This is a genomic window from Pseudomonas sp. UW4 (assembly GCF_000316175.1).
In the GTDB taxonomy this organism is placed as follows: Bacteria; Pseudomonadota; Gammaproteobacteria; order Pseudomonadales; family Pseudomonadaceae; genus Aquipseudomonas; species Aquipseudomonas laurylsulfatiphila.
Window position 1 is genome coordinate 3,786,380 of record NC_019670.1, and the last position, 17,550, is coordinate 3,803,929.

20 protein-coding genes are annotated in these 17,550 nt (G+C 60.4%); 10 read left to right on the forward strand and 10 right to left on the reverse strand.

The annotated features are described in order from the left end of the window. Window positions 1–165 precede the first annotated feature (165 nt). Window positions 166–1,266 (reverse strand): polyamine ABC transporter substrate-binding protein, encoded by a 1,101-nt coding sequence (locus tag PPUTUW4_RS16415; protein ID WP_015095700.1) that lies wholly within the window; start codon window positions 1,264–1,266, stop codon window positions 166–168. A gap of 15 nt (window positions 1,267–1,281) precedes the next feature. Between PPUTUW4_RS16415 and PPUTUW4_RS16420 the strand changes: the two genes are divergently transcribed. Together PPUTUW4_RS16420 and PPUTUW4_RS16425 are read left to right on the forward strand one after the other, a co-directional pair. Further along, a complete protein-coding gene (locus PPUTUW4_RS16420; RefSeq protein WP_041474900.1) occupies window positions 1,282–1,629 on the forward strand; it encodes a hypothetical protein in 348 nt (115 codons plus the stop codon). Between the two features lie 83 nt (window positions 1,630–1,712). Next, complete coding sequence (locus PPUTUW4_RS16425; RefSeq protein ID WP_015095701.1) at window positions 1,713–2,333, forward strand: glutathione S-transferase family protein; 621 nt, start codon at window positions 1,713–1,715, stop codon at window positions 2,331–2,333. Between the two features lie 191 nt (window positions 2,334–2,524). Here the strand turns inward: PPUTUW4_RS16425 and PPUTUW4_RS16430 are convergent, their stop codons facing one another. Then, window positions 2,525–3,931: a cytosine permease gene (locus tag PPUTUW4_RS16430; protein ID WP_015095702.1), complete on the reverse strand. Its 1,407-nt coding sequence runs from the start codon at window positions 3,929–3,931 to the stop codon at window positions 2,525–2,527. A gap of 324 nt (window positions 3,932–4,255) precedes the next feature. Here PPUTUW4_RS16430 and PPUTUW4_RS16435 point away from each other — a divergent pair, with 324 nt between their 5' ends. The 5 genes from PPUTUW4_RS16435 (at window position 4,256) to PPUTUW4_RS16455 (ending at window position 8,456) form a co-directional block, all read left to right on the forward strand. Next, window positions 4,256–4,741, forward strand: coding sequence for a flavin reductase family protein (locus PPUTUW4_RS16435; RefSeq protein WP_015095703.1), 486 nt, complete (start codon window positions 4,256–4,258; stop codon window positions 4,739–4,741). A gap of 218 nt (window positions 4,742–4,959) precedes the next feature. Continuing rightward, window positions 4,960–6,003 carry an LLM class flavin-dependent oxidoreductase gene (locus PPUTUW4_RS16440; RefSeq protein ID WP_015095704.1) on the forward strand — a complete coding sequence of 348 codons (1,044 nt, stop codon included), beginning with the start codon at window positions 4,960–4,962 and terminating at the stop codon, window positions 6,001–6,003. Between the two features lie 174 nt (window positions 6,004–6,177). Next, window positions 6,178–6,330, forward strand: a complete 153-nt coding sequence (locus tag PPUTUW4_RS30060) for a hypothetical protein (RefSeq protein ID WP_172435765.1) — start codon at window positions 6,178–6,180, stop codon at window positions 6,328–6,330. Between the two features lie 90 nt (window positions 6,331–6,420). Beyond that, a complete protein-coding gene (locus PPUTUW4_RS16450; protein WP_015095706.1) occupies window positions 6,421–7,098 on the forward strand; it encodes an isochorismatase family cysteine hydrolase in 678 nt (225 codons plus the stop codon). 5 nt (window positions 7,099–7,103) lie between these two features. Continuing rightward, window positions 7,104–8,456 (forward strand): cytosine permease, encoded by a 1,353-nt coding sequence (locus tag PPUTUW4_RS16455; RefSeq protein WP_015095707.1) that lies wholly within the window; start codon window positions 7,104–7,106, stop codon window positions 8,454–8,456. Between the two features lie 303 nt (window positions 8,457–8,759). Here PPUTUW4_RS16455 and PPUTUW4_RS16460 read toward each other — a convergent pair whose 3' ends face one another. From PPUTUW4_RS16460 to PPUTUW4_RS16475, 4 genes are all read right to left on the reverse strand, one after another. Then, window positions 8,760–10,106: a glutamine synthetase family protein gene (locus tag PPUTUW4_RS16460; RefSeq protein ID WP_015095708.1), complete on the reverse strand. Its 1,347-nt coding sequence runs from the start codon at window positions 10,104–10,106 to the stop codon at window positions 8,760–8,762. Between the two features lie 20 nt (window positions 10,107–10,126). Continuing rightward, window positions 10,127–10,681: an XRE family transcriptional regulator gene (locus PPUTUW4_RS16465; RefSeq protein ID WP_007976194.1), complete on the reverse strand. Its 555-nt coding sequence runs from the start codon at window positions 10,679–10,681 to the stop codon at window positions 10,127–10,129. A 25-nt stretch (window positions 10,682–10,706) separates the two neighbouring features. After that, the gene (locus PPUTUW4_RS16470) at window positions 10,707–11,996 is read right to left on the reverse strand and encodes an FAD-binding oxidoreductase (protein WP_015095709.1); all 1,290 of its coding nucleotides are present in this window, start codon (window positions 11,994–11,996) and stop codon (window positions 10,707–10,709) included. 139 nt (window positions 11,997–12,135) lie between these two features. Next, the gene (locus PPUTUW4_RS16475) at window positions 12,136–13,338 is read right to left on the reverse strand and encodes an NAD(P)/FAD-dependent oxidoreductase (RefSeq protein ID WP_015095710.1); all 1,203 of its coding nucleotides are present in this window, start codon (window positions 13,336–13,338) and stop codon (window positions 12,136–12,138) included. 308 nt (window positions 13,339–13,646) lie between these two features. Between PPUTUW4_RS16475 and PPUTUW4_RS16480 the strand changes: the two genes are divergently transcribed. Next, window positions 13,647–14,207 (forward strand): Rrf2 family transcriptional regulator, encoded by a 561-nt coding sequence (locus PPUTUW4_RS16480; RefSeq protein WP_015095711.1) that lies wholly within the window; start codon window positions 13,647–13,649, stop codon window positions 14,205–14,207. A 90-nt stretch (window positions 14,208–14,297) separates the two neighbouring features. On the opposite strand, the gene PPUTUW4_RS16485 is transcribed toward PPUTUW4_RS16480, so the two are convergent. After that, a complete protein-coding gene (locus PPUTUW4_RS16485) occupies window positions 14,298–14,633 on the reverse strand; it encodes a hypothetical protein (RefSeq protein WP_015095712.1) in 336 nt (111 codons plus the stop codon). Between the two features lie 268 nt (window positions 14,634–14,901). Here PPUTUW4_RS16485 and PPUTUW4_RS16490 point away from each other — a divergent pair, with 268 nt between their 5' ends. Both PPUTUW4_RS16490 and osmE read left to right on the forward strand, forming a co-directional pair. Next, a complete protein-coding gene (locus PPUTUW4_RS16490; RefSeq protein WP_015095713.1) occupies window positions 14,902–15,141 on the forward strand; it encodes a hypothetical protein in 240 nt (79 codons plus the stop codon). A gap of 13 nt (window positions 15,142–15,154) precedes the next feature. Further along, window positions 15,155–15,505, forward strand: coding sequence for an osmotically-inducible lipoprotein OsmE (gene osmE, locus PPUTUW4_RS16495; RefSeq protein ID WP_015095714.1), 351 nt, complete (start codon window positions 15,155–15,157; stop codon window positions 15,503–15,505). 114 nt (window positions 15,506–15,619) lie between these two features. Here the strand turns inward: osmE and PPUTUW4_RS16500 are convergent, their stop codons facing one another. The 3 genes from PPUTUW4_RS16500 to PPUTUW4_RS16510 all read right to left on the reverse strand — a co-directional run bounded on the left by PPUTUW4_RS16500 (window position 15,620) and on the right by PPUTUW4_RS16510 (window position 17,449). Continuing rightward, on the reverse strand, window positions 15,620–15,808 hold the full coding sequence (locus PPUTUW4_RS16500) for an SPOR domain-containing protein (RefSeq protein WP_015095715.1): 189 nt from the start codon (window positions 15,806–15,808) through the stop codon (window positions 15,620–15,622). 123 nt (window positions 15,809–15,931) lie between these two features. Next, window positions 15,932–16,633 carry an alpha/beta hydrolase gene (locus PPUTUW4_RS16505; RefSeq protein ID WP_015095716.1) on the reverse strand — a complete coding sequence of 234 codons (702 nt, stop codon included), beginning with the start codon at window positions 16,631–16,633 and terminating at the stop codon, window positions 15,932–15,934. Between the two features lie 42 nt (window positions 16,634–16,675). Next, window positions 16,676–17,449, reverse strand: coding sequence for a 1,6-dihydroxycyclohexa-2,4-diene-1-carboxylate dehydrogenase (locus PPUTUW4_RS16510; RefSeq protein WP_015095717.1), 774 nt, complete (start codon window positions 17,447–17,449; stop codon window positions 16,676–16,678). Window positions 17,450–17,550 lie beyond the last annotated feature (101 nt).

Sequence of the window (17,550 nt, forward strand, 5' to 3'; positions counted from 1 at the left end):
CGGGCATGGGATTTGTGCTCGACATCAATCAAATGTGGGAGCGGGCTTGCTCGCGAATGCGGAGTGTCAGTCGACACATTCTTGACTGACACTCCGCATTCGCGAGCAAGCCCGCTCCCACAATGGATGTTCGTCGCCCGCAGGATTTGTGTTCGACTCTCGGTGTTACTGATCGGACTTGATGCTGGTCCACACCCGCGTGCGCACCCGCTCAAGCTTTTGCGGCAGTGGCTGCACGACGTACAGCGTCTTCAATGCCTCACTGGTCGGTGTCAGGTTCGGGTTGCCGGTGATGTCCTTGTTGATCAGCGCCAGCGAGTCCTTGTTGGCATTCGGATAACCGAGGAAGTCGCTGATGGGCGCGATGACTTTCGGGTCCAGCAGGTTGTTGAGGAATTCGTGGGCCTCGGCGACATTCTTGGCGCTTTTGGGAATGGCGAAGGTGTCGAACCAGATCGGCGCGCCCTCTTTGGGCAGGCGCCAGTCGACGACCACACCGTTGCCCGCCTCTTTGGCGCGGTTGCCGAACTGATAGAAGCTGCCGGAATACCCGATGGCCACGCAGATATCGCCGTTGGCGATGTCGGTCATGTACTTGGCGGAGTTGAAGTAGGTGACGTAAGGGCGGACCTTGAGCATCAGCGCCTTGGCTTTTTCGTAGTCATCCGGGTTCTGGCTGTTCGGGTCCAGCCCCAGGTAATGCAGGGCCAGCGGCAGGATCTCCGACGGCGAGTCGAGCATCGCGACGCCACAGGCCTTGAGCTTCTCCATGTTCTCGGGCTTGAACACCAGGTCCCAGCTGTCCACCGGCGCATTCTCGCCCAGCGCCGCCTTGACCTTGGCCGGGTTGAAACCGATCAGCACGGTGCCGTACATGTAGGGCACGCCGTACTGGTTGCCCGGGTCGTTCTTGTCCAGCAGCTTGAGCAACGCCGGGTCCTGGTGCGACCAGTTCGGCAGTTTGGACTTGTCGAGTTTCTGGAACACGCCGGCCTTGATCTGGGTTTCGATGAACTGGTTCGAGGGCACCACCAGGTCGTAGCCCGAGTTGCCGGTGAGCAGCTTGGCTTCCAGGGACTCGTTGGTGTCGAAGGTGTCCCAGGTCACCTTGATCCCGGTGTCCCTGGCAAAATCCTTGGGTACGGACGGCAGGATGTAGTCCGCCCAGTTGTACACCCGCAATTCGCGCGGTTCGGCGTGCACTGCACTGGCCAGCAGCGACAGTCCGCAAACGGTGGCGCCCAGTATGCGTTTCATTGAGTCCATGGATCATTTCCCCAAGTGTGGCGTGAGTTCGATGGTTTTTATGTTCTGTACACGGCAGCGGCCTTGAAAATAGCCAAGGGCAAGGAAGTGAAGCTTCTGGTTGTGATTCTTGCCGAGGGCGTGGCCGGTTCACAGCGTGAGTCAGGCCAAAAGGAGATCGAAACGGCCAAAATACCTGTCCGCATTGATCAGCGTCGCGAGGCGTTTCACCGACAGCGCGGCGGTCAGCCCATACATCGCTTTTTCTGTGGGAGCGAAGTCGCAGGTGTATTGCCCGGCAGGCTATTATCAAACGCGGTGAAAGTCGTTTTCGTAGAGGGATACGGCTTGTCGCGCAGGGGTATGGACGATCACTGTTGTTGAATATCGGTGCGGCGGATTTTCATCATACTGACCTCATCGGCAGTGTTCACTGGCTGCCTGTGTGCACTCAAGGAGCAATGCCCATGAACCATCGGATAGAGCTGTTCGGCGCCAGTACCGGCAACAGTCTGCGGGCCGCGATCGCCCTGGAAGAGTCGGGCATCGCCTACACGGCACGCAAGCTCGACCTGTATGCACAGGAGCACCGCGGGCCGGACTTCCTGGCGCTTAACCCGGCCGGGAAAGTGCCGACCCTGATCGATCACGGCACGACACCGCCGCTGGTCATCAACCAGTCCAACGCCATCATCCAGTACGCCGACTCCATTGCCCCCGGAAAGCTGGCACCGGCGCAGCCGGGACCTGTGCGCACCCGGGTGATCGACCGCTATTTCTTTTTCGTGACCGATGTCATCGCCCCCAGCCATGCCGCGTTTTTTCTGCACCGGGCAGGGCAGGACAAAGCGGCGGCAATCATCGATCTGCGGGTGATCGAACAACTGACCTACTCGGAAAGTTTTCTGACCGGCGGATTCATGGCCGGCGAACAGTTTTCCATGGCCGACATTTCGGCGTTCACCATCGCCATGGCATTCCGTGACCGGCTGGACTGGAAGCTGCTGCCACAGCTATCGCGCTGGTTCGACACGGTCGAAGCCAGGCCGGCGCTACAACGCGGCCTGAATGTGTTCAAGCATTCCTGAGCGGTCAGCGAACACAAAAATGCCCGACACGTTACCGTCATTGTAGGAGCGAGCTTGCTCGCGATGGACTTAAGAGCGCTGCGTTTAGTCAGTAAACACGCGGTATCGTTAACGACCATCGCGAGCAAGCTCGCTCCTACAGTGACGGCGACGCGCCGGGCATTTTCAATCGCACACCGAACGATTTTGCCTCAGTCGCTGTAGCCGAACTTCACCGCACGGCTTTCCTGCGCCTGGCTTCGCGTAGCAAGGCAGTAATACAACGGGCATGTCACCACCAGACCCACCAGCCACGACAGGTCCGCGCCGTCTACCAGATTGGCGTACGGCCCGACATACAGTGAAGTGTTGGCGAATGGCAACTGCACGATGATGCCGATGAAGTAGGCGATGATCGCGTGCAGGTTGAAACGCCCGTAGATGCCGCCATCCGCGCGGAAGATCGAGGCGATGTCGTAGCGGCGACGCTTGATCAGGTAGAAGTCGATCAGGTTGATCGACGCCCAGGGCACCAGCACCAGCAACAGCGCCAGAATCAGGCCGATGAACTGCGAAATGAAGTTCGCCGAGGCACCCAGCGCCACCACGCAGCAACCCGCCAGGATGATGCCCGACAACACCACGCGCACCTTGATGCTCGGCGTCCACTGGCTGGCGAAGGTCTGGATCGAGGTGATGATCGACAGCACCGCGCCATACAGATTCAGGGCGTTGTGGCTGATGATGTTGAGCAGGAACAGCACCATCAGGATTGGCCCCAGCCAACCGGTGGACTGCTTGACCGCCGCCATCGCCTCGGTGCCTTCGGGCGTCGCCAGTACCGCCACGGCACCGAAGGTGAACGACAGGATCGTGCCCAGGGTCGCCCCCAGGTAAGTGGCGAAGAACGGCCGGGTGATGCCGATGTCCGCCGGCAGGTAGCGCGAGTAGTCCGACACATACGGCGAGAAGCTGATCTGCCAGATGATGCCCAGCGAGACCGTGGCCAGCCAGCCCGACAGGTTGAATCCGCCGCGAGTGAAGAAGTCCGCCGGCAGGTCATGGGCGAAGATGTAGAGGAAACCGGCGAGCAACGCGCTGCCCATGACCCAGGTGCCGATGCGGTTGAGGGTGTGGATGAAGCGATAACCGATCACCCCGATGGCCGTGGCGCTGAGGGCGCCGATGAGGATGCTCGCCGGCACCGGAACCGACGGCGCAATGCCGACAATCGATTTGCCAGCCAACACGATGTTGGAAATGAAGAAACCGATGTAGATCAATGCGGCGAAGAACACGATCAGCAGCGCGCCGTAGCGGCCGAACTGACCACGGCTCTGGACCATTTGCGGAATGCCCATGCATGGCCCCTGGGCCGACGCCAGCGCAATCACCACACCGCCGACCATGTGCCCGAGGGCAATCGCCAGCAGGCCCCAGAACAGGTTGAGGTGGAACACCTGGACCACCATGGCGCCGGTGACGATGGGCAGTGGCGCGATGTTGGTGCTGAACCATAGGGTGAAAAGATCGCGGGCCTTCCCATGGCGCTCTGCGAGTGGAACGTAGTCGACCGTATGGTTCTCGATCAACGGATCTTGCCGGGACATCTGGGACATGTGCATGAACTCGAGTTTGTCTGTTCTTATCTTTGTATGAAGTCAAACCGGGGGGACTCTCTGGCCGCCCCTCAGATGCGAACCATATTATGGTATTCCAAACTTTAAACAAGACTGATCCGGTCTTTGAACAAGCCTCTGAGCCGCTATCCTGCCCGCCCCCCGCCAGCACTGGCTAGCTGAAAGCCCCGTAAACATTGGGTTTGCGACGAAAGACGTACGTTTATCGGTTCACCCAAAAAGACCTTGCAATCGATGTATTACGGTATACCATCAGACCTACAAACACATAAAAACCGCGTCACACCACCCGAGGACCGTCCAATGATCGATGCCGCCATCTACAAACAAGTCATGGGTTCGTTCCCGTCCGGTGTGACCGTGATCACCACGCTCGATGACGACGGGCAAATCGTCGGCCTGACCGCCAGCGCCTTCAGCTCGCTGTCGATGGACCCGGCCCTGGTGCTGTTCTGCCCCAACTACAGCTCCGACTCCTATCCTGTCCTGATCAAGAACAAGCGCTTTGCGATCCACGTGCTTTCCGGCGGTCAGCAAAGCGAAGCCTATGCCTTCGCGCGCAAAGGCAAGGACAAGGCCCAGGGGATCGAGTGGACGCTCAGCGAGTTGGGCAACCCGATTCTGGCCAACGCCACGGCGGTCATCGAATGCGAGTTGTGGCGCGAATATGAAGGCGGCGACCACGCCATCATGGTCGGCGCGGTGAAGAACCTGATCGTGCCCCAGCAAAGCAGCGGGCCACTGGTGTATTGCCGCGGCAAGATGGGCGCCCTGCCTGTTCTGGCCTGACCTGCGGTATTGCGCATACCTTGTGGGAGCGAGCCTGCTCGCGAAGGCGGTTTGTCAGTCACATCCATCTCGCCCGGCAGACCGCTTTCGCGAGCAGGCTCGCTCCCACAGGTTGCTCACCAGAGAGAAACATTTGCACAGATTTCGTATTATGGTATACCAATAACCATCAGGCCCGCAGTCGACAGGCCAACAACAAAAGATCCGAGGTAAGCGTCATGAAGTTTTCCCTGTTCGTACACATGGAACGTTGGGACGAAAGCGTCAGCCACCGCCAGTTGTTCGAAGACCTGACCGAACTGACGCTGATGGCCGAAGCCGGTGGATTCAGCACCGTCTGGATCGGCGAACACCACTCCATGGAGTACACCATCTCGCCGAGCCCGATGCCGTTGCTGGCATATCTGGCGGGCAAGACCACCACCATTCACCTGGGTGCCGGCACCATCATCGCGCCGTTCTGGCATCCGCTGCGGGTGGCCGGTGAATGCGCGTTGCTCGACGTGATCAGCAACGGCCGCATGGAAGTCGGTTTGGCCCGTGGGGCCTACCAGATCGAATTCGACCGCATGGCCGGCGGCATGCCAGCCTCCTCCGGCGGCCAGGCGCTGCGGGAAATGGTTCCGGTGGTGCGGGCCTTGTGGAACGGCGACTACGCCCATGACGGCGACATCTGGAAATTCCCCACCTCCACCAGCGTGCCCAAGCCGATCCAGCAACCAAACCCGCCGATGTGGATCGCCGCCCGCGACCCGGACTCGCACAACTTCGCGGTGGCCAACGGCTGCAACGTCATGGTCACGCCGCTGATGAAAGGCGACGAGGAAGTCCTCGACCTGAAGAACAAATTCCAGGCCGCCCTGGACAACAACCCGGACGTGCCACGCCCGCAACTGATGGTGCTGCGACACACCCACGTGCACACCGCCGACGATCCGCAAGGTTGGGAAGTCGGGGCCAAGGCGATCTCGAAGTTCTATCGCACCTTCGATGCCTGGTTCGGCAACAAGACCACCCCGGTCAACGGCTTCCTCGCGCCGAGCCCGGAAGAGAAATTCGCCGGGCGCCCCGAGTTCGAACTCGAGAGTCTGCACAAGACCGCCATGATCGGCACCCCGGAAGAAATCATTCCGCGCATCAAGTATTACCAGGAACTGGGCGTGGACGAATTCAGCTTCTGGTGCGATAACAGCCTGCCCCACGCGGAAAAGAAAAAATCCCTGGAGCTGTTTATCAAGTATGTGGTGCCAGCGTTCCGCTGATTGCGCCGCCCTGCGACATCAACTGTAGGAGCGAGCTTGCTCGCGATGGACGCCAACGATAACGCGGGCCATCTGAATGAACGCGTTGTCCAGAGTTTTTCGCGAGCAAGCTCGCTCCTACAGGTACGCATTTGTCCTGTGGAAGCAAGCGCGCCCCCACAAGAGTCGATTCCAATGATCACTGATCGTCTCCCATCACTCGCCCTCCCCTCCGGCGCCGCGCGGGCTTATCTACGCGGTGAATGGACCGCCTCGCACCTGCATTTCAAGCGCCTGCGCGCCAGCGTTTCGGCCAAGCAGAACGGCTTCTGGCAAATAGTTCACTGAGCCCACCCGAACAGCCAATCACGCACCCCGCGTCTCGCCATGGCATGGCGCGTGCGGTGTCTTGTATTCGCCTTTGATCAGGTTTGCCCAATGAACAATAACAACGCGCTGTTGATCATCGACATGCAGCAGGAGGACGGCTTCGTCCTGGAAAACGTCGACAGGGTGGTCGCCCATGCCGCCGCCCTGCTCGATACCGCCCGCCATCAGCGGATGCCTGTCATCTATACCCGCCACATCAATCAGGCCGACGGCAGTGACCTGCCCCACGGTGAACCCCTGGCCGCCGACGGTGGCCCCGGCGGTTACCGCGCCGGCACCCGGCAGGTGGAAATCATCGAGTCGCTGACGCCACAGTCCGGTGAATGGATTATCGACAAGGGCCGGTACAGTGCCTTCCACCGCACCGACCTCGATGCCCGCCTCAGGGCCATGGAGGTCGACACGCTGATCATCTGCGGCGTGTTGACCGACGTCTGCGTACTGACCAGCGTGTTCGATGCCTTTGCCCTGGGTTATCGCGTGCGCCTGGTCAGCGATGCCTGCACCACGACCACCGAGGCCGGGCATTATTCGGCCCTGCTGATCATGGCCAACTGGGTCTACTCGCTGGAAATCCTCACCACGACCGAATGCCTGCGCGCCCTGGAACAGCGCGACTACCTGAGCCTGATCCCCGAGCGTCCGGACCTCTTTGCCCACCAGCCCCATGAGCTGCCCGGCACCATCGCCCGTCTGCAATCCCGTCTCGTCCGGACTCAGGAGTGATCGCCATGCAAGTCGAAAAAAGAAGCATCGATTTCATCCCCGAAACCGAACGCCACGGCAAGCCGGGTTCGCTGTTCTATATCTGGTTCGGCGCCAACATGAACATCACCACCATCGCCTCCGGCGTGTTGCCGGTGGTGATGGGGCTCAACCTGTTCTGGAGTGCGCTGGCGATCATCGTCGGCTCGTTGCTGGGAGCGATTTTCATGGCCTCCCACTCGGCCCAGGGACCGAAGCTGGGCATTCCGCAGATGATCCAGAGCCGGGCACAATTCGGCGTGCTGGGGGCGGTCTTGCCGCTGCTGTTCGTGATGCTGATTTACCTGGGTTTCTTCGTCAGCAACACCCTGCTCGCGGCCCAGGCGCTGGAGTCCGTCAGCCCGCTGCCGATGTCCGGCAACATCTACCTGATCGGCGCGTTGTGCTTCGTGGTCGCCCTCTATGGCTATCGGTTGATTCACCGCTTGCAGAAGCTGCTGTCGATCCTGTCGCTGGTGGTGTTCGTGGCCGCCACGGTACTCGCCTTGCAGTTGCCGATCCCGGCCGAACAATGGCTGCCGACCGGTTTCTCGTTGTCGAAGTTCCTGGTGGCGGTGAGCATCGCCGTGACCTGGCAACTGTCCTACGCGCCTTACGTCGCCGACTACTCGCGCTACCTGCCGAGTAATACGCCGACCGCCCAGGTGTTCTGGTACAGCTACGCCGGCACGGTCAGCGGCGGTGCGTGGATGATGATTCTCGGGGCGATCCTGAGCGTCGGCATCGGCGACTTTTCCAGCAACGTCGGCGGGCATGTCGCCGGTCTGTTCGGCACCGGTGCGGTGCTGCTGTTCGCCTTCATCGTCTATGGCCAGGTGTCGATCAACGTGTTCAACCTGTACGGCGCGTTCATGTCGACCATCACCGTGATCGAGCCTTTCGCCCGACTCAAGGTGACGCCGCGGGTGCGCGGTGTGTTCATGCTGCTGATCAGCCTGGTGGCCACGGCCCTGTGCACCATCAGTCAGGACGACTTCATCAACTTCTTCCTGAACTTCATCTTCTTCATGAGCTACTTCCTGATCCCGTGGACGGCGATCAATCTGGTGGACTACTACTGCCTGCGCAAAGGGCAATACCAGATTGATGACATCTTCGACCTGAACGGGATCTATGGGCGCATCAACCGGATTGCCTGCGGCAGTTTCCTGCTGGCGATCGTCCTGGAAATCCCGTTCATGAACACCACGCTGTACGTCGGCCCGGTGGCCACGGCGCTGGACGGGGTGGATCTGGCGTGGGTGGTCGGGTTGCTGGTGCCGGCGTTGAGTTATTACTGGCTGATGAAAATGACCGCACGCGCCAGCGTACCAGTGTAGTAGTCAGCATTTGACGGCAAAAAAGATCGCAGCCTGCGGCAGCTCCTACAAAGGTATGACGTACATCCCTGTAGGAGCTGCCGCAGGCTGCGATCTTTTGATTCTCAACGGCCGACCAAATTGCAGGCAAAAAAAATCCCGGGCAGCTGATGGACGCCCGGGACTTAAAAATGCATAAACCGTGGTGGTGAACGCGGCGCGGATATTACGGAATATTTCGGCCTGTAACAAGATATTTTTTATTCACCATCCAGTTACTAAACGCTCTAACCCCTTATATATCCACATGTTTTCTATGGGCGACTACAAGAACCAGCGGTACTCACGCGCGCTGATGTCATGCAGAAATGCCAGATGATCCTGACGTTTGTTTTCGCAATAGACGTCCACAAACTCCGCCCCCAAGCCTTCGCGCACGGCTGAATGATGTTGCATGGACTGCACCGCTTCGAGCATTTCCAACGGGAAATCGATGCCACTGCTGCGGTCTTCGTTGAGCGGTGCAATCGGCTCGCGCTCCCCTTCCAGGCCCTGCTCCAACCCCACCAGGATCGCCGCCAGCGCCAGATACGGGTTGGCATCGGCGCCCGCCAGGCGATGTTCGATGCGCAGGTTCTTGACGTCCGACTCCGGAATACGCAAGCACGCATCGCGATCCTCGAAGCCCCAACTGGCGCGGGACGCCACGTTCACCGTGCCACTCAAGCGGCGCATGGCATTGTGGTTCGGGGCAAAGATCGGCATGCAGTGTGGCAACACCTCCAGGCAACCGGCCACGGCATGGCGCAGCGCCCGCTGACCGTTCGCCGCCAGCAGGTTGTTGCCGGCCTGGTCATACAGGCTGACGTGCACGTGCATGCCGCTGCCGGGGTGTTGCAAGTAGGGTTTGGCCATGAAGCTGGCGCGCAGGTTGTGCTTGAGCGCCACGCCCCGGGTGCTGCGGCAGAACAGGGCGGCCCAGTCGGCGGCACGCAGGCCGTCATCGCAATGGCCGAAGTTGATTTCGAACTGGCCCGGGCCGAGTTCGGCGGTAATCACCGTGGCATCGATGCCTTGGGCTCGCGCGGTCTCGACCATTTCATCGAGCACCGGGGCGAAGCGCGACAAGCGTTCGATGTGCATGTTCGGTTGATCATCGGCATCGCCAGTCAATTCATCGCGGGGGAACTGCGGCAGGCCGTCCTTCAAGCGGCTGTCGAACAGGTAAAACTCCAGCTCGAAGGCCACCACCGGGAAAATCCCTTTACGGTGCAGGCGGTTCAGCACCTGGGCCAGCACTTCACGGGGTTCGAATTCGATGGGTTTTTCCGTGCCGTCGGAGGTGATCAGCATCTGGCCCAGAGGCTGCTTTTCCCAGGTCACCAGCTTCAAGGTGCCAGGCACCAAACGCCGCAGCGCATCCGGGTCACCATCGTTGAAGCAGTAGTCGCCAATCTTGAACAGCCCGCCCTGGGTGCCGAGCAGCACGCAGTTTTGCGGCAGTTTCAGTGCACTGCCGGCAGCGACTTTCTCCAGCATTTCGATCGGGTAGCGCTTGCCGTAGAAATGCCCCGGAATGTCCAGGGAGATCAGGTCGACGTATCGCACTTCGGGGTTGCTGTGGCGGAAGTTGCGAACTTCGGCCAGCAGTTCAGAGCACAGGGCATCCATCGTTTTGTTCCTTGTTGTTATCAGGTGTAAACCCAAAGCACGCGGGTCAGTTGGTCGGACAGGTTGCCGTAGCGGCAGTGCGCATGGCTGGCCAGTTGAAAGCTGTCGCCGGGATGCAGGGTCACCGGTTCGTTGTCGTCGAGCCACAGGGTCAGTTGCCCTTCGAGGACATAACCGCCCTGCTCGGAGCTGTCCTTCATGTGCCGGTCGCCGCTGCTGGCGCCGGGTTCGAGCTGGCTTTCAAGCATCGAGAACGACGCGCGCATTTTTGGCGAAACGAGGATGTCGGTGATGCCGTCGGCGTAGTACAGCGTGCGACGCTCATCCGGGCGGGTGACCCAGGACAACGCCATGGGTTTGGGCAGGCTGTAGAAATAGGTGGTGGGCACGCCGAGGGTTTCGCTGATCGCGGTCAGGTCCGCCACCGTTGGGCGCGACAGGCCGCGCTCGACCTGGGACAGAAAACCGACGGAGCGGCCGATTTTGTCCGCCAGTTCCTTCAGGGTGTACTTCTTGTGCTTGCGCAGGTCCTGGATCAGGATCGCCAGCGCCGAGATTTCTTCTTGCATGTCCATCTTGAGGCTTCCAGAAAGTGTCGCTTCAAATGCTGTCGCGCAGTCGATACCAGGCCTTGCCGATGGCTTCCAGCGGCGCGGCCAGGTATTTGCCGCCGGGAAAACTGCCGTTGTTCAGGCCCTGGTACAGGGACAGCTCGTCGGGCTGACCGAGGATCGCGTCGGACACCGCCCGCGCCGCGGCCAGTGTCGGCAACACGCCATGCCCGGAATAGCCCTGCATCCAGTACAGATCGCCGCGCCGCCCGATATCCGGCGTGCGCTTGAGGGTCAGGTCGATGTGTCCGCCCCAGGCAAACTCCAGCGCCACGCCCGTGAGTTGCGGGAACACTCGCTCCAGGAACGGCCGGGTCGCCGCGGCGATGTCCTTGGGCATCCCGCCCAGGTAAGTGCAACCGCCGCCGAACAGCAGGCGGTTATCCGGGGTGCGGCGGAAATAATCGAGCACGAACTGATTGTCGGTCACGCACACATTGCTCGGCAGCAGCGCAGTGGCCTGATCCTTGGTGAGCGGCGCGGTCGCGACCTGATACGTGCCGACCGGCAACACGCAACTGGCCAGTTGCGGGTCGAGCCGATCGAGGTAGGCGTTGCACGCCAGCACCAGCACATCGGCGCGAATACGACCGCGTTCGGTCGTCACCACAAAGCCTTCGCCCTCCTCGCCATAACTCAGTGCCTTGCTTTGCTCGTAGATACGACCGCCAGCCCGCTCAACTGCATCCGCGAGACCCAGCGCCAGTTTCAGCGGGTTCAAATGCCCGCCCTCGGGGTCGAACAGGCCGGCCTGATAACGCTCGCTGGCCACCCATTCCGGCAGCTGTTGCCGGGGGATGAATTGCAGTTTGTCGTGACCCCACTTGTGGCTGGCCTCGTGCTGCCACTCGGTCAGCAGCCCCACTCGCCGCGGCATCACCGAAGTCCAGAGATGGCCGGCGCGATAGTCGCAATCGAACTCATGGCGGCCGGGCAGATCACGCAATTCGCGCGCGGCCCAGCGCATGCCGTCCCACAATCGCCGCGCTCGCTCGTATCCCAGCGCCGCCTCCAGTGGTGGCATGTCACACGACCAGCCGAGAATCGCCTGCCCGCCATTACGCCCGGACGCGGCCCAGGCCACCCGGCTGGCCTCGAGCAAGGTCACACGCTTGCCGGCCAGCGCCAGGCGCAACGCCGTGTGCAATCCACTGAAACCGGCCCCGATGATCAGCACTTCGGTGTCTTGCTCACCTTCCAGTGCGGTGCGATTGACCAGTCGATCGGCGCAGCTATGGGCGTAGTAACTGGCGACATGCCGGGTGGATTGCTGAAACATAGGGCCTCGTGAAATTTTGTATTTTTAATTTCATGAAAAAATACACGGTAAATTTCATGCAGGCAATCGAGGCGTAAAAAAATCCCGCTTCGGCGAACCCGAGCGGGATTGTTTTGTTCAGGCGCGATGTTCGAATCAATCAGGCCACGGGAATCATCGGATCCGCCGAAGCCAGTGCGGTGACTCGATCTGCCGCCGGTGGGTAGATCCACTGGGTATTGATCTGGGTCTTCAATGCCTTGGCCTCTTGCTTGATCAACTTGACCTGGCGGTCCCAACCCTCGGTGTAGACCGCGCCCCAGGCGCCGAGGTCCAGGCAGGTCACGTACTTGGGCTGGCTGTACGGCGTCGGGTCGACACCGAGAATCTGCGCTGCAACGTTGTTGCCGGCATGACGGCCCAGCGAAATCGCGTGCTGGCAGGTCATCAGGGCGTAGTTGCCGATCTCGTCACTGGCTGCGTAGGCGACGTCGCCGGTGGCGAAGATGTCGTCCTGGCCAATCACTTTCAGGTGGGCGTCGACATGCAGGCGGCCCAGGCGATCGCGTTCGGCCGGGATCTGCTCGGTCAGGGAGCTGGCGCGAACGCCGGTGGTCCAGACCACGGTCCTGGCATCGATACGCGCACCGTCGGACAGGGTGACGCCATTGGCATCAACCGCCACCACCGAGGCTTTCAAGTGCCATTTCACGCCGGTCGCCACACTGGCCTCGACGATCGATTCAGCGATTTCCTCCCCCATCGAGCCGCCGATTTTATCGCCACGGTCAACGATGATCACATTGATGTCGGCTTGGTCGCCGAGGATGGCCCGCAGGCGGGTCGGCATTTCAGTCGCCGTTTCGATCCCGGTGAAACCGCCACCGGCCACCACCACCGTGTTGCGCGCCTTGCTTTCGGGTTGATTGGCCAGCGCCTTGAGGTGGTTTTCCAGGCGCACGGCCTGTTCGATCTGGTCGACGTCGAACGCATGTTCGGCCACGCCCGGAATGTTTGGCGAAGCCAGGCTGCTGCCGGTGGCCAGAACGAGTTTGTCGTAGCTGCAGACTTGTCGGGCACCGGCGGCATCGACATAGCCGACCTGCTTTTGCTCGACATCGATGGTTTGCGCCGCGCCCTTGATGAACTTGACCCCGACAACATCGAACAGATCGCCGATCGGCGCAGCCAGTTGGTGGGCGTTCGGTTCGTAGAAGCGCGGGCGCACACGCAGCTCGGCCTGGGGCGCCAGCACGGTCACCTCAACGTCGTTGTGGCCGTGAATGTCGAACAGGCGCGTGGCACTCAAAGCGGTCCACATGCCACCGAAACCTGCGCCGATCACCAGAATGTGCTGTTTCATTTTTAACTCCAGGGGATAAACAAGGGTTGTGAGTCACGCTCATCGGGAGCAGGCATGAGGTCGGTGTTTTTCGAGAATCGTCGACCTATGCCGCTCGAACAACTGCGACTCTATTGATCCAAGTTAAATCCTGCAACCCGTTTTTTTTGATGGCTGCCATCGAACGCGTCGATGCCTGCGCAGAAAAGCCTCAAGAACGTGCATGACAAGGGTTTTCGAGCTGAAAAAGAAAATTCAGGACACGACGATTCGTTGCCTGGCTTAGGCTCGGCTGCTAGAATTGGCGACTAATCAAGTCGGAGATTTGTATGTCTCTTTACAGCGCGGGTGTCGAATACGGCATCCACTGCCTGCTTTTTCTCGTCGGCAACGGCGGCGATTCGCGCGAAGCGAGTGTGCGCGACCTTGCCGAACTGCAAGGCGTTCCCCTGGACTATCTGGCGAAAATCTTCACCAAGCTGGCCAAAGGCAAACTGGTGGTCGCCACCGAAGGCATGCGCGGAGGCTTCAAGCTGGCCAGGCCCGCCGACGAAATCACCCTGCTGGATATCGTCAACGCCATCGACGGTCGCAAGTCGATCTTCGATTGTCGGGAGATCCGCGGCCGTTGCGCAGTGTTTGACGGCACCCCGCCGGCCTGGGCGCTGGACGGTCCGTGTGCGGTCCATGGGGCGATGATGGTTGCGCAAAAACGCATGGAAGAGGCCCTCGCCCAGCAAACCATCCTCGATATCGCCAGGAAATTCGGGCGCAAGGCCCCGGCAGAATTCGGCGTCAAGGTGGAGAGCTGGATGAACGAGCGTCGGGAAAGGAAAAGCAGCGCCCAGGCCAGTGAGCAGATCATTCCTGCGACCAACCTTTCAGACTGACCATCTCATTGAACCGGATGCACGCCAGGCATCCGGTTTCTCTCGGTTCAGGCGCAAAACGGTCTGTGACCGATTTTCACGTTCTCGCTCTTACAGGCAGTCGCGCACGATTCTGCGCAGGTCGCCGGATTTGGCCCAAGGTGGCCCCTGATACAGCGAAACCCGGCTGCCGTCCTTGTGTTTCACGATATCCAGCACTTCATCGGCCGTTATTACACTCGGTGCGGTGATCCGGTAGCCGTTGGAAATCGAAACCTGAGTCGTATTCGATACTTCTTTCTGCCAGGCCGGCAAAACGCACGCCGCATACTCTTTTGGCGTCTTCTCACTGTGCTTGCTGACATTCGGCTCGCCCGGTACCAGCGAGGCCGGCAACGAACATCCACCCAGCAATGCCAGCGCGACTCCCCCCATCAACATCCGCATGCTGCTTCCTTAAATTCGAAAAGAGAAAATGTAGCTTGCCGTCGCCCGTACATCTATCCCGACGATTCGGCCAGTCATTGATATCACTTCACCCAGTTAGTTCCTTGCAGGCTGTCATTTGACATTGTCCTGCCGTGAACCAGAGCAGACAGCGCATTTTCCCGTTCGCTTTTCCCGACCAAAGGAAACCCCGCTGATTCAGATGAACACAACATCCGCCCCCGTAAACGGGTCTAAAATTGCGGAATGCAGCGTTCAGGAGATCATCATGTGGCTTAACGAATCGGAACAGGAACTTCGGCGTGATCTGCAAGGGCTTGCGTCAGATTTGCGCTGGTCGGCGGTGGAGCTTTTGCGCATTGAGCAGCAGTTGCGCCTGCTCGGCAACGACATCGACGCGCTAGCCATTCAGAAACTGTGTGCCTTGTTTCAGGGTGATGAAGAAAAACTGTCCGGCTATGCCGAGGAAGTGAAAGCCAAGGTCATTAGCCGCAACAAGGCTCAATAGCGGGAGCGCTGCCATGAACAGGCCTCAATTTACGCTGGTCGCCGTACTGACCGCGTTGGCAGGCTGCAGCACCAACTCGATCTATCAGGACCAGCCGCTGGTGGCGAAAGTCGACATCGGCATGACCCGCGAGCAAGTCCGGCAAATCGGCGGCCAGCCCCTGGCGGTCACGGATCGTACCGTTGAACCCGGTACCTGCTTTGACTACAAACTGACTCACGAAGGCCATCAGCAGGCGTACAACGTCAGTTTCGATGGCCGCGGCATGGTCGACCACAAGGGCTTCATGACCTGCGCGCAATGGAGTCACACGCAGCAAAAGGCCCGGGAACCCTCCCGGCCCAGTGGAGGCGGTGGCTATTAACACTGTAGGAGCGAGCTTGCTCGCGATAAACGTCCGGACAACGCGTTCATTCAGACAGGGCGCGTCATCGTTGACGTCCATCGCGAGCAAGCTCGCTCCTACAGGAGATTGACGTCATTTTGTTTGATGGCGGACGGCGCGCGCCCTGTAGCCGGGCAGTGACGCGGCAAACGCCAGTGCCTCCTCTCGACTGTTGAACGAGCCAAGCCGGTCACTCCGGGTGCATACCCGCCAGGGGCCGTTGTTCACGCTGAGTACGTCATAGCCGTTCATATGCATCTTGTTCAGCATCGAAACGTTCATGGTCACCTCCTCCTGGGCAGTGCTATCAGGTCGACTTGTTCACCTTACACCCGCCCTTCTCCAAAATACCGACCAGACGTCGCCATGGAAATTCCCTTGCCATCCCTGGATGCGTTGTAGCCCCTAGGGGGCGTTAGCCAACGCCGTCGCAGCCCTGTCGATCAAGGCCGCCACTTCGGCGGGCATCGACGCCAATGACGCATGACTGGCGTTCAAGGTCAGAATCTCCCGGGCGTTGAGCCGCGCGGCCATCCATTGCTGGTTCTGTGGCGCGATCATCCGGTCGGCGGTCGAGATCTGATACCAGGATGGCTTGTTCTTCCAGGCCACCGTGCCAATGGTGTCGCCGAAGGTACTCGCCAGCGGCGCTTTCTGGGTGAGGCCCATGACCAACCCTTCGGTCGCCGGCAGGTCCTGGCAGAAGCTCTCGTGGTAGAGCTCGGGCTTGACCCACAAGTAACCGTCGCTATCCGGCGTCAGGTTGGCCGCTGCCGCAGGCAGGTGCCGTTGCGTGATACCGCCGGGGCTTTCACCAGCGTCCGGGGCGAACGCGGCGATGTACACCAGCCCGACCACATTCGGCTGATCGCCGGCTTCGGTGATCACCGCGCCGCCATAGGAATGCCCCACCAGCAGCACCGGACCGGGCACCTGGGCGACCATCTTGCGCGTACGCTCGGCATCATCAGCCAGCGAAGTCAGCGGCAATTCGACGGCACGAATGTGCGTGTCGCCCCGGCTGAGCAATTTGACGATGACCTTGTTCCAGTGGGCGGCACCGCCCCAGAAACCATGGACCAGCACGATCGTGGGTTTGTCACTCATCACCATGACTCCGTTTGCCGATGGGGTTGCTCGTCGCTCGCGTCAGCCCTGATCGCCGCCGCCCACGGGCATGACCATGCCGGTGATATAGGACGCTTCGTCGCTGGCCAGAAACAGAATAGCCCCCGCCTGCTCATCCAGGGTGCCGTAGCGTTTCATCAGGCTGCTGTCGAGGGTCTGGTCGACGATCTGCTGGTACCAGAGTTTTTCCTGCTCACTCTGCTCGGTACCATTGCGGGGTATGCGTCGCGGCGGTGCTTCGGTGCCTCCAGGCGCCGTGGCGTTGACCCGTACGCCACGACCGGCGGTTTCGAACGCCAGACAGGCGGTCAAGGCATTGACCCCACCCTTTGCCGCACCGTAGGGCACGCGGTTGAGGCTGCGGGTGGCGATGGAAGAGACGTTGACGATCGCCCCGCTGCCCTGCTCCAGCATGAACGGCAGCGCAGCATGGCAACACCACAAGGTCGGGAACAGCGAACGACGGACCTCGGCCTCGATCTGCGACGCCTCGTAGTGCTCGAACGGTTTGGCCCAGATGGTGCCGCCGACGTTGTTGACCAGCACATCGAGGCGCCCGAAGCGCTCGACGGCGGTTTGCATCACCCGGCTGCATTCGTCGTATTGCTCAAGGTCGGCGGTCAGGGCCAATACCTGAGTGGTCGCGGCCAGTTGTTGCTGCACTTCGAACACCAGCTCGGAACGATCCACCAGGATCAGCTTCGCCCCTTCGGCTGCCATGCGCTCGGCCACCCGCTGCCCGATGCCTTGGGCAGCGCCGGTAATCAGCGCGACTTTTTCGTGAAATCTGTTCATGTGTACCTCATGAAGAAGGTTGCAGTTCAACTGTGGGAGCGAGCCTGCTCGCGAAGAGGTCCTTCCAGTCGACACCGTGGGTGACTGGCAGACCGCTTTCG

Excerpts from the sequence above, each read along its gene's own strand:
- PPUTUW4_RS16415 (WP_015095700.1), bottom strand. The coding sequence starts at position 1,266 with ATGGACTCAATGAAACGCATACTGGGCGCCACCGTTTGCGGACTGTCG.
- PPUTUW4_RS16425 (WP_015095701.1), top strand. The coding sequence starts at position 1,713 with ATGAACCATCGGATAGAGCTGTTCGGCGCCAGTACCGGCAACAGTCTG.
- PPUTUW4_RS16430 (WP_015095702.1), bottom strand. The coding sequence starts at position 3,931 with ATGTCCCAGATGTCCCGGCAAGATCCGTTGATCGAGAACCATACGGTC.
- PPUTUW4_RS16435 (WP_015095703.1), top strand. The coding sequence starts at position 4,256 with ATGATCGATGCCGCCATCTACAAACAAGTCATGGGTTCGTTCCCGTCC.
- PPUTUW4_RS16440 (WP_015095704.1), top strand. The coding sequence starts at position 4,960 with ATGAAGTTTTCCCTGTTCGTACACATGGAACGTTGGGACGAAAGCGTC.
- PPUTUW4_RS30060 (WP_172435765.1), top strand. The coding sequence starts at position 6,178 with ATGATCACTGATCGTCTCCCATCACTCGCCCTCCCCTCCGGCGCCGCG.
- PPUTUW4_RS16450 (WP_015095706.1), top strand. The coding sequence starts at position 6,421 with ATGAACAATAACAACGCGCTGTTGATCATCGACATGCAGCAGGAGGAC.
- PPUTUW4_RS16455 (WP_015095707.1), top strand. The coding sequence starts at position 7,104 with ATGCAAGTCGAAAAAAGAAGCATCGATTTCATCCCCGAAACCGAACGC.
- PPUTUW4_RS16460 (WP_015095708.1), bottom strand. The coding sequence starts at position 10,106 with ATGGATGCCCTGTGCTCTGAACTGCTGGCCGAAGTTCGCAACTTCCGC.
- PPUTUW4_RS16465 (WP_007976194.1), bottom strand. The coding sequence starts at position 10,681 with ATGGACATGCAAGAAGAAATCTCGGCGCTGGCGATCCTGATCCAGGAC.
- PPUTUW4_RS16470 (WP_015095709.1), bottom strand. The coding sequence starts at position 11,996 with ATGTTTCAGCAATCCACCCGGCATGTCGCCAGTTACTACGCCCATAGC.
- PPUTUW4_RS16475 (WP_015095710.1), bottom strand. The coding sequence starts at position 13,338 with ATGAAACAGCACATTCTGGTGATCGGCGCAGGTTTCGGTGGCATGTGG.
- PPUTUW4_RS16480 (WP_015095711.1), top strand. The coding sequence starts at position 13,647 with ATGTCTCTTTACAGCGCGGGTGTCGAATACGGCATCCACTGCCTGCTT.
- PPUTUW4_RS16485 (WP_015095712.1), bottom strand. The coding sequence starts at position 14,633 with ATGCGGATGTTGATGGGGGGAGTCGCGCTGGCATTGCTGGGTGGATGT.
- PPUTUW4_RS16490 (WP_015095713.1), top strand. The coding sequence starts at position 14,902 with ATGTGGCTTAACGAATCGGAACAGGAACTTCGGCGTGATCTGCAAGGG.
- osmE (WP_015095714.1), top strand. The coding sequence starts at position 15,155 with ATGAACAGGCCTCAATTTACGCTGGTCGCCGTACTGACCGCGTTGGCA.
- PPUTUW4_RS16500 (WP_015095715.1), bottom strand. The coding sequence starts at position 15,808 with ATGAACGTTTCGATGCTGAACAAGATGCATATGAACGGCTATGACGTA.
- PPUTUW4_RS16505 (WP_015095716.1), bottom strand. The coding sequence starts at position 16,633 with ATGAGTGACAAACCCACGATCGTGCTGGTCCATGGTTTCTGGGGCGGT.
- PPUTUW4_RS16510 (WP_015095717.1), bottom strand. The coding sequence starts at position 17,449 with ATGAACAGATTTCACGAAAAAGTCGCGCTGATTACCGGCGCTGCCCAA.